Below are 14,525 nucleotides of genomic sequence, written 5' to 3'. Positions count from 1 at the left end.
TCATGATTAGTTGCCAACTTTATCTTGACGATTTCAGTTGAAGAAGGTATTATGTTGTTTGGGCTCCCTATGAGAGATTAGGGACAAACGAACGAATTCAGCTCCCTATTCTTTAGAATAGGGAGCTTTTTTAATGTTGTTAGTTCATGTTTTGGCATGATTGAAAGAGTACCCAAATAATAAAACAAGGAGTTCATATAATGACTAAATATATTTTTGTCACTGGTGGCGTTGTTTCATCTTTAGGAAAGGGGATCGTTGCAGCATCACTGGGACGACTATTAAAAAATCGTGGTCTCAATGTCACGATTCAAAAGTTCGATCCATACATTAACGTGGACCCCGGCACCATGAATCCCTACCAACACGGAGAAGTTTTTGTAACCGATGATGGTACCGAAACCGACCTTGATTTAGGTCATTATGAACGCTTTATTGATAACAATTTGAACAAGTATTCAAACGTGACAACTGGTAAAATTTATTCAGAAGTTTTACAAAAAGAACGCCATGGAGATTATCTTGGTGCTACTGTCCAAGTTATCCCCCATATCACAGGGATGATTAAGGAAAAGATCATGCGTGCCGGTAAGACCCTTAAGGCTGACATCGTGATCACTGAAATTGGTGGAACAGTTGGTGATATTGAATCACTGCCATTCTTGGAGGCTATCCGTCAGATGAAGGCGGAAGTTGGGGATGACAATGTCATTTACATTCACACAACCTTAATTCCATACTTGCGAGCAGCTGGAGAAATGAAGACTAAGCCAACGCAACATAGTGTCAAAGAATTACGTGGCCTTGGGATTCAACCTAATATTTTAGTTGTTCGAACTGAAAAATCAATTACTGATGATATGCGTCAAAAGATTGCTTTATTCTGTGATGTGAAGCCGGATGCTGTGATCGAATCTAAAGACGCGCCAACCCTGTATTCAATCCCGCTTAGACTACAGGAACAGAATATGGACCAGCTTGTTTTAGATCACTTAAAGATTGATGCACCAAAGGCCAACATGAGTGAATGGATTGACCTTGAGCATCACGTACAAAACCTTAAAAAGACGTTCAAAATTGCGCTTGTCGGTAAATATGTGGGATTACACGATGCCTACATTTCCGTTGCCGAAGCACTCAAACATGCAGGTTACCCTGTGGATGCTGCAATTGATTTGGAAATGGTTGATTCAGAGAAAATTACTTCTAAAAATGTCAAATCAATTCTTGGCGATGCCGATGGAATCATTGTTCCCGGTGGGTTTGGTGACCGAGGAATTGAGGGCATGATAGTAGCAATTCAATATGCTCGAGAGAATAACGTTCCATTCTTGGGTATCTGTTTGGGAATGCAAATGGCCAGCGTGGAATTTGCACGTAACGTTCTAGGTTATAAGGATGCCAACTCAACCGAAATGAATCCAAAAACAGACAACAAGATTATTGATTTAATGGCCGATCAGGCAGATATTCATGATATGGGTGGGACGCAACGACTTGGTCTTTATCCATGTAAATTGGTGCCAGGGACTAAGGCCGCTGCCGCTTACGATAATCAAAGTGAAATTGGCGAACGTCATCGTCACCGTTATGAATTTAACAATGCGTATCGGGATGAAATGACGAAGAAGGGACTTGTCTTTTCAGGAACCTCACCTGATAATCATTTAGTTGAAGTCATTGAGTATCCAAAGAACGATTTCTTTGTTGCTGCACAATATCATCCAGAATTTTTATCACGACCAACGAAGCCTGAAGGACTATTCCGAGACTTTATTGCAACAGTTGATAAGCAATTGACAAAATAATAGATAAATAGAAGACGTTCTGACTGAAAGGTTAGCACGTCTTTTTGTTAAAAAAGGGTTCCATTGGGCGAATATACCGCTAAATAATGAGTTAAATTCCAATGAATTTCGGATTCTGCTATATTACATTTTGACTGTTCAAGCAATAAGGTATTGTATTTTCCACTCGGTTTATTTATGATTAATTGAGATTGGATAATTGGATATTTATAGTGAGGAATTTTACGCAATGAAGAAAATGATAATCGAAGGCGGTCACCGCCTAAAAGGAGAAGTCACTATTGGCGGCGCTAAGAATAGTACAGTAGCGCTGATTCCTGCTGCAATTTTGGCAGATTCTCCGGTGAAATTTGACATGGTACCTGATATTTTAGATGTCCATAATCTCATGGTCATTTTAAAATCAATGAACGTTTACTCAAAATTTGAAAATGGGGTCCTTAGTATTGACCCAACTGAAATCGTGGAAGCGCCACTACCTAGCAAGGCAATCAAAAGTTTGCGGGCTTCCTATTACTTTATGGGCGCTCTTTTAGGCCGATTTAAGCGTGCAATTGTGAGCTTCCCTGGTGGTGATAACATCGGTCCGCGGCCGATTGATCAGCATATCAAGGCGTTTAGAGCCTTAGGAGCCCAAGTGGAAGAACATGATGGCACCGTTAAAATTGAAACTGGGGATACGGGACTCCGTGGTGCTCGGATTTTTCTTGATGTTGTTTCTGTTGGTGCAACAATTAACACAATTCTGGCGGCCGTCAAAGCCACTGGCCGTACCGTTATTGAGAATGCAGCCAAAGAACCAGAAATTATTGATATTGCAACATTCTTAAACAATATGGGGGCGAATATTCGTGGCGCTGGCACGGATGTAATTAGAATCGAAGGGGTCGCAACCCTAAAGGCAAAGGCCACGCACACAATTATTCCTGATCGAATTGAAGCGGGAACTTATTTGTCAATGGCAGCTGCCGTTGGAGATGGGATTACGCTAAATAACGTCATTCCTGAACATTTGGAATCTTTCACCGCAAAGTTAATCGAGATGGGCGTTAATTTAAAAATTGGCGAGGATAGTATCTACGTACCTAAATCCAATCATTTAAATGCGATTCAAGTGAAAACAATGCCATTCCCAGGCTTTGCGACGGATTTGCAGCAGCCAATCACGCCACTGCTTCTTTTAGCAGAGGGGAGTAGCATGATTGTTGATACAATTTATCCCAAGCGATTGAAGCATATAAGTGAATTGCAGCGGATGGGAGCCAACATTCGCTCTGAGGACAATATGATTGTGGTAGACCATACAGATAAATTAATTGGGGCAAGAGTTGACGCTGGGGAAATCAGAGCGGGGGCTTCCCTCGTGATAGCGGCACTCATGGCAGAGGGCACGACTGTAATCGAAGACGCCGATAACATTTTACGTGGCTACGACAGTATTATTCGGAAGCTGACTAGTTTGAGTGCTGTTGCAAAATTAGAGAACGTGCAAGTTGTCGAATCATAAAAATTAATTAGTCCATTGATTGAAGTTTAAATTCATGTTATAGTACAAAGGTTAGTTATTTATGAATCTCTGTCTCAGCAAATGATTCAGGGCAAAGGAGCGAAGAAAATTATGAAAAAAGATATTCATCCAGATTACCATGAAGTTGTATTCCAAGATTCAAGTACTGGTTTTAAGTTCTTGTCTGGTTCTACTGCAACTTCAGAAGAAACGGTTAAGTGGGAAGACGGTAAAGACTACCCATTGATCCGTGTTGAAATCACTTCAGACTCACACCCATTCTACACAGGTAAGCAAAAGTTCTTGCAAGCCGACGGTGCAGTCGATCGTTTCAACAAGAAGTATGGTTTATCAGAAAAGTAAGCATTTTAGAGCCGGCAGAGATGTCGGTTTTTTTGTACAAAAAAGGCGACGTAATCATTTGATTGCGTCGCCCTTTCTTTTTGAAGAATAAAATTAATTAATGTCATTTAGGTGCTTTTTACGTAATTTACTAGTATTGAGCCAAACCATTCCAAAATTCAGTAAGACAAGAACGGCCGTCGAAATGAACACAGCGCGATAATCGAATGTGTTTGAGACAAATGAGCCAATTAAGGGTCCCAACACGTTTCCAACAGCTTGGAAGGATTGATTATAGGAGAAAACCCGTCCAGTTACTTCTGCCGGCGTGTTTTTTGAGAGAATTGTTTGAACAGCTGGCAACATGGTGGCATTTGAAATCCCAATTAAGAATCGTAGGAACATTAATTCCCACACATTGGTTACAAACGCCATCGGAATATAAACGATAATGGCAAAAATAAATCCAACTGATAAAACAAGTTCTGTCCCAAACCGGTCACCTAGCCTTCCCAGTCGAGGTGCCGCAAATAAGGTGGCAACCCCTGGAATTGCGGCGACAATTCCACTATAGAAGGTGACCGCTGATCCATGCGGCATAATTTCTCTGACGTATAAAGCGAGGATTGGTGAGATTGAATTGTTTGATGCTTGAATAATCAAGGTGGTCACAAACATGCCAATGATTAACTTAGGATTCTTTAAGACTTTGACAACTTGGCTTGTTGAAAGCATGTTTTCCTTTTTTACGGGAGTAAATTGTTCGTGAACGAAAAAATAACTCAGAAAGAAAACGGATAGTAGCAGAGCGCCCGTAATGAAGAATGTGACTCGATAGGAGAATATTTCAGCAAGAATTCCGCCTAATAGGGGACCAAATAGTGAACCGCCAACGTATCCGGTTGCCAAAGTACCGAGGACTTGACCACTCTTGCGCTTTGGAACTTGAGTTGCCATCAAGGCGTTAGCGTTACTAATATAGCCAGAAAAGATTCCTTGAATGAAACGCAAGGCCATTAATTGCCAGACATTTGTTACCAGCCCCATTAAGGCCATAATGACGGACATGCCAAGTGAAGCTCTAATGAGCATGACTTTCCGGCCCTTACTATCAGCCAATTTACCCCAAATGGGAGAGGCAATGGCAGTTACGAAGTAGGTTGCCGCAAACGTAATCCCAGAATAAAGATTCAGTTGGCTCTTGGTGAAGGTGCCGAGCGTGTCTACGTATAGGGATAAAAATGGCATGATTTCGCTAAAAGCGAGACCAGCCATAAAGGTGCCAAACCACAGAATAAGCAGATTTTGTCGCCAAATCGGCTTTGCCTGTGGGACTACAGGTGGTTTAGTGTTCAAAACATCAATCTTCTTTCATTTATTGCTTAGGTACGTTAAAATTACTTGTGATTATAAGGGTAACATTTAAAGAGTCAATAGTCATTATTAATGGGAGGCTCAGTTCATGTCGAAACGCAAAAAAAGAAAAGTGGGAGCATGGCTCTTTCGAATCTTATTTACGATTCTATTGTTGGTTTCACTAGGGTTAATCTTTAATCAGCAAATTAAGAACTGGATGGTTTCATCGTATCAGCCGAAAGTAACGAAACAAACTGTCAAAAAAAACGAAAAGAAGAAAGCTAATTTCAACTTTAAAGATGCAAAAACGTTAACCTTTTCAACGGTTGCTAAGGCGCGTTTGAATCAAAAAAAATTAAGTGTCGTTGGTGAGATTTTGGTGCCAAAGTCAAATGTCCATCTGCCAATTGGCAAGGGTGTCAGTAATGAAACCTTGGCGCTTGCAGCGGGAACAATGAGACCAGACCAAAAGATGGGGACTGGTAATTATCCTCTAGCTGGCCACCACATGGTTCGTCGTGATATTCTCTTTAGTCCGTTATACTTTAAAACTAAAGTTGGCGACAGTATTTATTTAACTAATATGCGGCGGGTTTATCGGTACAAGGTTTATACCCGAAAATTCATCGCTGCAACACGGATTGATGTTGTCAACCAAACTAAAAAACCAATCATCACGTTGGTCACCTGTGACGCCACGGGTGCTAGGCGGCTGATGCTACGAGGCAAATTAGTAGATAGTACTTCTTACGCAAACACTTCGGTAAGCATTAAGAAACAATTCAATGAATCATTTAATAATAAATAAAAAATGGAATTAGATTTCGACCATGTGGGAGTGGTCGGTCATCTAATTCCATTTTTTTATAGACTCTTTTTAACAACGTCTAACCAAGCAGGCAAAGCCATTGCTAACATTTCATAAGTATAGTCAAATTTATGCGTGTACCAAGGATCTGGGATTTCCTCACCACGGTGATCAGGTAGGATGTCTAAACAAAGCCGAATCTTTTCAGCAGTGTTGGCGGGCGCCATCCGGTTTAGGTTAACTATATTTTGATTGTCCATCGTAATGATAAAATCAGCTGTCTCAAAATCTTCTTGAGAAATGGGCTGAGAACGGAAGCCGTCAAAATTCAAATGGTGTTGACGCATCACTTTTTGCGCACCTGGATGAGGAGCGTTTCCCCGTTCTTCGGTGCTTGTTGCCCGTGAGGAAACGGTAATTTTGTGACTTAAATTTGCATCGGAAACGAGTTTGTTAAAAATGGCTTCAGCCATAGGTGAACGACAAATATTTCCTAGGCAGACAAACATAACTGATTTCATAAGAACCTCCTTGATTCAATAAAGCTAGTTTAGAAAAGTTTAAAGATATCGTCAAGTTTCAGCTGGGATACCCCTCAAACTAGTAAGGGATTACAAACTCTGATATGATGGGGTCAAATAACTAAGGGAGAGGGCTTTTATATGATTACATGGATTATTATTATCGTCGTGATTGCATTGATTGCAATCATCTACATGACTCAATTTAACGGACTTGTTAAAATGCGAACCTACGTTGAAGAATCATGGAGTCAAATCGACGTTCAGTTAAAACGTCGTAATGATTTGATTCCTAATTTGATTAACACAACTAAGGGATATGCAAAGTATGAACAAGAAACCCTGGCAAGAGTCGTTGGACTTCGGAATCAAATGACTGAGATTCCAGCCGGAGACCGCCAAAAAACAATGGAGGTTTCTAACCAATTAAGTGGCTCACTAAAATCATTATTTGCAGTCGCTGAAAACTATCCTGATTTGAAAGCGAATACGCAATTTACGCAATTAATGGAAGAGCTGTCTAATACTGAAAACAAAATTGCCTATTCACGTCAGCTTTATAATTCATCTGTTGCAAACCTAAACATGAAGATTCAAAGCTTTCCAAGCAATATTGTCGCAGGCATTCACCATTTCAAACAAAGCGACTATCTTCAAGTTCCAGAAGAAGAGAAAGAAACGCCAAAAGTTAACTTTGACGATGACTTTAAGGGATTTGATAAGTAGGTGATGTGATTGTTATTTCAGCAGATTGCACAGAATAAACGAAAAACAATTTACGTTTTGATAGGGTTCATTTTATTTGTGAGTCTTATTGGCGCAGCGATTGGCTATTTTTATGGAACTTGGCTTGGCGGCCTGATTGTCGCCGTTGTGATCGCACTCGTTTACACATTAATTATGGTGTCTCAGTCAACCAACGTTGTTATGACGATGAATCATGCGCGTGAGGTGACAGATGCCAATGAGGCGCCTGAGCTTTTTCACGTGGTGGAAGACATGGCTTTAGTTGCGAGAGTGCCAATGCCAAAGGTGTATATCATTGATGATCCAAGTCCAAATGCTTTTGCGACTGGGAATGATCCACAACACTCCGCCGTGGCGGCAACGAGTGGATTACTCGAAATGATGAATCGTGAAGAGCTTGAGGGCGTGATTGGACATGAAATCTCTCACGTCAGAAATTACGATATTCGAATTTCGACAATTGCACTTGCGCTCACTTCGACGATCTCTATTCTAGTCAACTTTGGAATGCGTGGTTTATGGTGGGGTGGTGGAAATCGTAATCGTAAGGAAGGCTCGAGCGCGATTGATCTCATTTTTATGGTTCTATCCATTCTCTCAATTATCTTGGCGCCAATTGTGGCAACAATTATTCAATTGGCTCTTTCTAGAAACCGCGAATATTTAGCGGATGCCTCAAGCGTTGAATTAACTCGGAATCCGCATGGGTTAATTTCGGCACTACAAAAACTAGATAGTAGCCAACCGATGAAAAACGTGGATTCCGCTAGCGCCGCGCTATATATATCGGATCCAAAGAAAAAGAAGCGAACCAGTCACTTGTTTGATACTCATCCAGCAACTGCGGATCGGATTGAACGGTTAGAAAAAATGTAAATAAATGCGTATCTTTATCCCGCATGAATACTTTCGTAGTACAATTGACCTAGAAGGATCAATCGGAGCGTGAGTATTAATGCGGGATAATTTTATTTACATAAATATGGAAGAGCTAAACAACGTCATTTTTACCTTTGGGATTAGTGACGCTGATTTAGTGAACGGTCTTTCGGAAGTTCCCGACAAGATTTTATTAATTGATAATTCTGTGGAGGGAAATCGGGTCAACACGCACACTCATTTTCAAATGGTTGTGGGACAAAATGATGTCCGCAACTTTTTACTAGATCGTCAACTGAGACCAAAAAAATGGTTGGATTTTCAAGATTTAGATGACGTTGATTTATTGATGCCAACCGAAATAGCAGAACTACTGTACCTATCCCACATGGAAACTCATTTAAATTTACCTTTTTACGCTAAACTTCAAAATCGGTATGCTTGTTTGGATATTCATGACAATTTTAAAAAAAGCTATTTTCATCGGTTAAAGGATTTTAGTCATATTCTAGATATTTCCATGAAACGCCATTTGCGGTCGATGCATAGTAAACGTTGGACGATGTTCAACCGGCCACTGGCAGTGAATGATCTTTCTGACGAAATTATTAATCAGTTGCAACCCCTCTTTAGGGAAGGCGTCATTTTTGCATTTGATCAAGTTGTGGAACGAAAGCGTCAGTATTTGATTCCAGTCTTCGCGGAATTAAAGCCGGAACAGCAGCCCACTTGGCATGAACAGGAAGATGTGTTTCGTTATACCGAAAGAGTCGCAACCTTAATTTACGTTATTACGGAGCACAGATGGAAACTCAATATTGAGCGTAAGGAAGCATTTGATGTTTTGGGAGAGCTTTGAAGGAGCCTCCCTTAATCTTAGTTTAAATTAAGATATGGTATAATTGACTTTGGATTTAGATGCTGTCCTTTTTAAGTGATGGTAATCAGTTGATCAGCGAGTAAATGGATAATAGAGATGAGGGCAAATTATATCCATAGTTTGGTCTCATTTTAAATTTATTTTCTGAAACAAAATAGGAGTTAACAATATGAAAATGCAACTTGCAGAAATTGCCAAGGCGGTTAATGCCGATAATGATATTGAACAGTGGAACGAACTCGAGGTTTCCAGTGTTAGTTTTGATAGTCGCAAAGTCACGGATGGCACACTGTTTGTACCGTTATCTGGGAATCGAGATGGGCATGACTTCATTAAAAGCGCAATCGACAATGGCGCGGTCGCAACTTTTTGGAGTAGTGAACGAACGGATATTCCGACCGACTTTCCAGTGATTGTGGTCAAAGATACGCTTGAAGCTTTGCAGGCATTGAGTCGTTATTATTTGATGAAAATTAATCCACGAGTTGTTGCTGTCACGGGGTCAAATGGGAAAACAACGACGAAGGACATGATTGCTGCAATCTTAGCCACGCAATTTAACGTGACCAAGACTCAGGAAAACTTTAATAATGAGATTGGGGTACCGGTCACGATTCTTTCTATGGAGCCAACGACTGAATTGTTGGTCATTGAAATGGGGATGGATCGACCTGGTCAACTTGAATTTTTAAGTAATCTTGTTCAACCCGATTTGACAGTTATCACCATGATTGGTGAAGCGCACATTGAGTTCTTTGGTACGAGAGATAAAATTGCGGATGCCAAAATGGAGATTATTGATGGGTTAAAAGAGGATGGCGTCTTCATTTATGATGGGGATGAACCGTTGCTGACCGAACGGGCTAAATCAGTGAGTCAACTTCAGAAAACGTTCGGTCGTTCAGAAAACGTTGATTTCTACCCAACTGATGTTGTTGCAACACCAACAACGACCACGTTTAAAACTAATAAATGGCCAGATGAAACTTTTGAGATTCCGTTAATTGGCGAATACAACGTCAATAACGCGCTTGCTGCACTGGCCGTAGCTGATACGTATCAGATTCGACCGGCTAACATGCGTGAAGCACTCAAGAAGTTCGACGCAACTGAAAACCGAACTGAATGGGTTAAGGGATCAGCAGGCGAACAGATTCTTAGTGATGTCTATAATTCAAATCCAACGGCGGCAAAATTTGTTCTAAATGCGTTTACCCAGGTGCCAACTAAGGGTAAGCGAATCGCCGTTTTAGGCGATATGCTTGAATTGGGTGATGAAGCTGATGAAATGCATGCGGGATTGGCTGAAGATTTAGACCCTCTGCAAATTAGTTCTTTATACCTAATTGGCACGCATATGAAGGCATTAGATGCTAAGTTAATTGATCGTTATTCTTCCAGTCAATTGCATTATTTCTCGGTCACAGATTTGTCCGCTTTAATTATGCAGCTTGAAAAAGAAGTGACTGCTGATGATTTAGTTTTAATTAAGGGCAGTCACGGTATCCACTTAGAAGAGGTTTTAGACGCATTAAAATAATATATCCAATAAATATTAGTTGCGTTTCAATGCGTTTAGTTGTACTATTGTTTAGTTACGTTTAAGAAGATTAGAACAGTTCATGGTCACGCTGGTTGCGACTTAAGACGAACGGATTTTTCGTTAGCAGGTAGACGTCATCATGGACGTTATTCACAGGAGGAATTTTATTTGAAGTTTACAGAGCTTGGGTTGTCCGATGCACTGCTTAAAGCAATAAAAAGAAGCGGTTTTGAAGAGGCAACTCCTATTCAGGCCGAGACAATCCCATTAGTTTTACAGGGAAAAGACATCATTGGACAAGCACAAACTGGAACGGGTAAAACCGCTGCATTTTCACTTCCAATATTGGAAAAAGTTGATTTACACAATCCTCAAATACAGGCATTGGTTGTATCTCCAACACGTGAACTTGCTATTCAGACGCAAGAAGAGATTTTTAGATTAGGTAAAGACGAACATGCAAAAGTTCAAGTTGTTTATGGTGGTGCCGATATTCGTCGCCAAATTAACAGTTTGAAGAGTCACCCCCAAATAATTGTCGGAACTCCCGGTCGATTATTGGATCATATTCGTCGCGGAACAGTTAAATTAGACCACGTTAAGACTTTAGTTCTTGATGAGGCCGACGAAATGCTTAACATGGGATTCTTGGATGACATTGAAGATATCATCAAGCAATTGCCAGAGGATCGACAAACACTGTTATTCTCTGCAACAATGCCTCCTGAAATCAAGCGTGTCGGTGTTCAGTTTATGACTGATCCTCAACACGTTAAGATTAAAGCCAAAGAATTGACGACTGATTTAGTTGATCAGTATTATGTTAAAGTTAAAGATTTCGAGAAGTTTGACGTTATGACACGTTTGTTTGACGTTCAATCACCAGACTTGACGCTGGTCTTTACGAGAACGAAGCGTCGTGTTGATGAATTAACTTCTGGTTTACAAGCTCGCGGTTATAACGCAGCTGGTATTCATGGTGATTTAACTCAAAAGCGTCGTATGCAAATCTTAAACGAATTTAAGACTGGCAAACTTGATATTCTTGTGGCAACAGATGTTGCTGCTCGTGGTATTGACGTTAATAATATTACACATGTTTATAACTTTGATATTCCTCAAGATCCAGATAGTTATGTCCATCGTATTGGCCGTACTGGCCGTGCCGGACATCATGGTGTTTCATTAACATTCGTTGCACCTAGCGAAATGGACTACATGAGAGAAATTGAGAAATTAACCAAGGTGCGCTTGCTTCCATTGAAGCCACCTACAGATGAAGAAGCATTGGTTAGCCAACTTGCCAATGCTAAGAGTACGGTTGAGGACTTAGTTAAGAGTACTGACACTGACAAGTACAGCGAAGTTGCTAAATCATTATTAGAGCAATACGATACGGTTGACTTAGTTGCTGCACTTTTAAATGATCTTACTAATGACGAGTCTAACCAAACTCCCGTTAAGATTACCCCAGAACGACCATTACCAAGACACAAGGGCGGTGGAAAATCTGGTGGTTATCGTGGCGGACATGGCGGAAGCCGAGGTGGATCACGTGGCGGCCGAGGCGGTGGCGATCATCGTTCAGGTGGATCACGTGGTGGCCGAGGCGGTGGCGATCACCGTTCAAGTGGATCACGTGGCGGAAGTCGTGGTGGTTCATCAAGCGATCGCGGAGGTCGTTCAAACGATCGCCGTGGCGGTGGCGACCATCGTTCAAATAATGGTGGTAATCACAAGAGCCATAGTGCTTCATCAAGTAATCGAAGCTTTACTATCAGAAATAAAGACTAATGAAAAGCGAAATTCCAATTGGAATTTCGCTTTTTTTGTGACAGTTTTCAAAGAAGAAAGACAATTGTCAGTATGCTATAATTAAGTTCTGAATAACTCAACGGAGGCAAACCATGATTTATGGACTGGGCATTGATATTGAAGAAATTGATCGATTAAAAACGGGCGAGGGTTCCCAAACTTCCCTGGCAAATCGAATTTTAACGGATGTTGAACTTGCCGCTTATCAGCAGTTAGAAGGTCGTGCAGCACTTGTTTATTTGGCGAATAGATGGTCAGCTAAGGAAGCTTATAGCAAAGCATTCGGAACCGGAATTGGAAAAAGACTTGGTTTCAAGGAATTGGAAGTTGCTGCGGACGATTTAGGTAAGCCAGTATTTAGTCACCATCCATTCGAAGGCAGTGCGTTTTTGTCAATTTCTCATACAAAAAAGCTTGTGATGACTGAGGTTATTTTAGAAAGGAAGCTAATTTGATGGTAGTTGGAATTCATAGACCAAGTGTTCTAACAATTGATCTGAAGGCAATTCAGTATAATATTAAAGAAGCAATCAAGCTATTGGCCAATCAGGTCCAATTATTTATGGTGGTGAAAGCCAATGCGTATGGACATGGATTGGTGGAAACCGCGAATGCCGCTAAGCAAGCAGGCGCAACTGGATTTTGTGTTGCCATTTTGGATGAGGCGCTAGAACTACGAGAAAGTGGGATTTCAGACCCAATTCTCGTTTTAGGCATAACTTCCCCTACTGATGCCAAACTAATGGCACGGAACGAAATTGCGGCATCTGTGGGCTCTTTAGACTGGTTAGTGCAGGCAAATAAGAATCTACAGGCTGAGTCTAAGCCATTGCTTGTTCACCTGGCGCTTGATACCGGCATGGGCAGAATTGGATTTCGGGAGTCGAACGATTTACTTCAGGCGTATAAATTTTTGGAAGAGCAGCCTCAATTTATCTTTGATGGTATTTTTACCCATTTTTCAACTGCTGATATGAAAGATGATCAATATTTCAAGAAGCAATTGGCAAAATGGCATCAGCTTATTTCAACTTTACCTAAATTACCAAGGTTCGTGCACATTTCCAATTCTGCAACAACTCTTTGGCACCACCCTTTGGAAGGCGTTAATATGGTACGATACGGTGCTGCTGGGTATGGTTTAAATCCATCTGGGACTGAATTGGAACCACCATTTGAGTTACATCCAGCCATGAGCTTATCAAGTGAACTGGTTTTTACCAAGCAAATTAAAAAGGGTGACAGCGTTGGTTATGGGGCAACCTATACGGCCCAGCATGATGAATTTGTGGGGACGATTCCGATTGGATACGCTGACGGATATAGAAGAAATCTTGATGGATTTTACGTCTTAATTGATGGCCAAAAATGCGATATTCTTGGTCGAATTTGCATGGACCAAATAATGGTTAGACTGCCAAAAGATTATTTACCAGGTCAACAGGTGGTATTAGTAGGCAAGAGTGGTAATCAAGAAATTACGTTGCAGCAATTGGCTGACCATTGCCAAACGAACCACTATGAAATTGCGTGTGGTTTTGCTGAAAGGCTTACAAAAAAGTATCTTCACTAGCAAAGTAGTTCCTTTCTTGGTGAAAGCATGGTAAACTTAATTTCAGATTATAGAGAAATTAAGTTGGGTTATGACACCATTCCAGTTTAATTTGGAGGTAAATTCGTGGAATTAACGACTAAGCAACTGAGTGGCGAGCACGATGACTTTTATGATTTAGCAAGGGGATACACAGAAATGTCGGAGTTGAATCGGGAAATCACTCAGGAGTTTGCCGCTTGCGAAGAGGAAGCGGAGTGGCATTTGGATAAAATTTGGAATTAATTGTGCCCAGTTATTGTGGACACGTAAAAGGGGATGGAAAATAATTGGCGAACGTTGAAATTAAACGCGGCGATGTTTTCTATGCAGACCTGTCACCAGTAATCGGTTCTGAGCAAGGCGGAATGAGACCCGTATTAATTGTACAAAATAACGTTGGTAATCATTACAGTCCGACTGTGATTGTCGCAGCAATCACGGCCCGGATTTCAAAGCCTAAGATGCCAACGCACGTGGGGATTACCGCAGATCACACAGGAATTGAAAAGAACTCAGTTATCCTGTTGGAGCAAGTTCGGACGATTGATAAGCAACGATTGCGTGATCGTGTGACTCATTTAGAGGATGCAACGATGAAGCAAGTTGACAAGGCATTACAGGTTAGCATTGGGTTAGTTGAAAAAGATAAGACCAAGCCCAAACAGAAAAAATCGTCTTAGTACATATCGAACAGATTTTGTTGGGCTCTCTGTCAAATCCTGTTG

General features: G+C 41.0%; 15 protein-coding genes. 13 read left to right on the top strand and 2 right to left on the bottom strand.

Annotation, left to right across the window (positions count from 1 at the left end):
* Nucleotides 1–200 precede the first annotated feature (200 nt).
* The 3 genes from FD44_RS03545 (at nucleotide 201) to FD44_RS03535 (ending at nucleotide 3,678) form a co-directional block, all read left to right on the top strand.
* Nucleotides 201–1,808 carry a CTP synthase gene (locus tag FD44_RS03545; protein WP_010620771.1) on the top strand — a complete coding sequence of 536 codons (1,608 nt, stop codon included), beginning with the start codon at nucleotides 201–203 and terminating at the stop codon, nucleotides 1,806–1,808.
* Nucleotides 1,809–2,037: 229 nt separating this feature from the next.
* Nucleotides 2,038–3,315, top strand: coding sequence for a UDP-N-acetylglucosamine 1-carboxyvinyltransferase (locus FD44_RS03540; protein ID WP_010620770.1), 1,278 nt, complete (start codon nucleotides 2,038–2,040; stop codon nucleotides 3,313–3,315).
* A 111-nt stretch (nucleotides 3,316–3,426) separates the two neighbouring features.
* Nucleotides 3,427–3,678, top strand: a complete 252-nt coding sequence (locus FD44_RS03535) for a type B 50S ribosomal protein L31 (RefSeq protein WP_010620769.1) — start codon at nucleotides 3,427–3,429, stop codon at nucleotides 3,676–3,678.
* 93 nt (nucleotides 3,679–3,771) lie between these two features.
* Here the strand turns inward: FD44_RS03535 and FD44_RS03530 are convergent, their stop codons facing one another.
* Nucleotides 3,772–5,013 (bottom strand): multidrug efflux MFS transporter, encoded by a 1,242-nt coding sequence (locus FD44_RS03530; protein WP_010620768.1) that lies wholly within the window; start codon nucleotides 5,011–5,013, stop codon nucleotides 3,772–3,774.
* Nucleotides 5,014–5,119: 106 nt separating this feature from the next.
* Between FD44_RS03530 and FD44_RS03525 the strand changes: the two genes are divergently transcribed.
* On the top strand, nucleotides 5,120–5,821 hold the full coding sequence (locus FD44_RS03525; RefSeq protein WP_010620767.1) for a class A sortase: 702 nt from the start codon (nucleotides 5,120–5,122) through the stop codon (nucleotides 5,819–5,821).
* A 56-nt stretch (nucleotides 5,822–5,877) separates the two neighbouring features.
* Here FD44_RS03525 and FD44_RS03520 read toward each other — a convergent pair whose 3' ends face one another.
* On the bottom strand, nucleotides 5,878–6,342 hold the full coding sequence (locus tag FD44_RS03520) for a low molecular weight protein-tyrosine-phosphatase (protein WP_010620766.1): 465 nt from the start codon (nucleotides 6,340–6,342) through the stop codon (nucleotides 5,878–5,880).
* A gap of 141 nt (nucleotides 6,343–6,483) precedes the next feature.
* Here FD44_RS03520 and FD44_RS03515 point away from each other — a divergent pair, with 141 nt between their 5' ends.
* The 9 genes from FD44_RS03515 to FD44_RS03480 all read left to right on the top strand — a co-directional run bounded on the left by FD44_RS03515 (nucleotide 6,484) and on the right by FD44_RS03480 (nucleotide 14,480).
* Nucleotides 6,484–7,068, top strand: a complete 585-nt coding sequence (locus FD44_RS03515) for a LemA family protein (protein WP_010620765.1) — start codon at nucleotides 6,484–6,486, stop codon at nucleotides 7,066–7,068.
* Nucleotides 7,069–7,077: 9 nt separating this feature from the next.
* Nucleotides 7,078–7,965 carry a zinc metalloprotease HtpX gene (htpX, locus tag FD44_RS03510; protein WP_010620764.1) on the top strand — a complete coding sequence of 296 codons (888 nt, stop codon included), beginning with the start codon at nucleotides 7,078–7,080 and terminating at the stop codon, nucleotides 7,963–7,965.
* Nucleotides 7,966–8,044: 79 nt separating this feature from the next.
* Nucleotides 8,045–8,827 carry a hypothetical protein gene (locus tag FD44_RS03505; protein ID WP_010620763.1) on the top strand — a complete coding sequence of 261 codons (783 nt, stop codon included), beginning with the start codon at nucleotides 8,045–8,047 and terminating at the stop codon, nucleotides 8,825–8,827.
* 190 nt (nucleotides 8,828–9,017) lie between these two features.
* Complete coding sequence (locus FD44_RS03500; protein WP_010620762.1) at nucleotides 9,018–10,388, top strand: UDP-N-acetylmuramoyl-tripeptide--D-alanyl-D-alanine ligase; 1,371 nt, start codon at nucleotides 9,018–9,020, stop codon at nucleotides 10,386–10,388.
* 171 nt (nucleotides 10,389–10,559) lie between these two features.
* Entirely contained in the window at nucleotides 10,560–12,185 is a 1,626-nt protein-coding gene (cshA, locus tag FD44_RS03495; RefSeq protein ID WP_010620761.1) for a degradosome RNA helicase CshA, read from the top strand.
* Between the two features lie 113 nt (nucleotides 12,186–12,298).
* Complete coding sequence (gene acpS / locus FD44_RS03490; protein WP_010620760.1) at nucleotides 12,299–12,661, top strand: holo-ACP synthase; 363 nt, start codon at nucleotides 12,299–12,301, stop codon at nucleotides 12,659–12,661.
* The gene (gene alr / locus FD44_RS03485) at nucleotides 12,661–13,779 is read left to right on the top strand and encodes an alanine racemase (protein ID WP_010620759.1); all 1,119 of its coding nucleotides are present in this window, start codon (nucleotides 12,661–12,663) and stop codon (nucleotides 13,777–13,779) included. The genes acpS and alr overlap by 1 nt, the downstream gene beginning before the upstream one ends.
* 105 nt (nucleotides 13,780–13,884) lie before the next feature.
* Nucleotides 13,885–14,043 carry a hypothetical protein gene (locus FD44_RS10485; RefSeq protein ID WP_155801562.1) on the top strand — a complete coding sequence of 53 codons (159 nt, stop codon included), beginning with the start codon at nucleotides 13,885–13,887 and terminating at the stop codon, nucleotides 14,041–14,043.
* A 44-nt stretch (nucleotides 14,044–14,087) separates the two neighbouring features.
* Entirely contained in the window at nucleotides 14,088–14,480 is a 393-nt protein-coding gene (locus FD44_RS03480) for a type II toxin-antitoxin system PemK/MazF family toxin (RefSeq protein WP_056973808.1), read from the top strand.
* Nucleotides 14,481–14,525 lie beyond the last annotated feature (45 nt).

It is taken from the genome of Secundilactobacillus malefermentans DSM 5705 = KCTC 3548 (assembly GCF_001436395.1).
Taxonomy (GTDB): Bacteria; Bacillota; Bacilli; order Lactobacillales; family Lactobacillaceae; genus Secundilactobacillus; species Secundilactobacillus malefermentans.
Note: the sequence above shows the minus strand (reverse complement) of the source record. Positions and strands in the feature narration are given on the sequence as shown.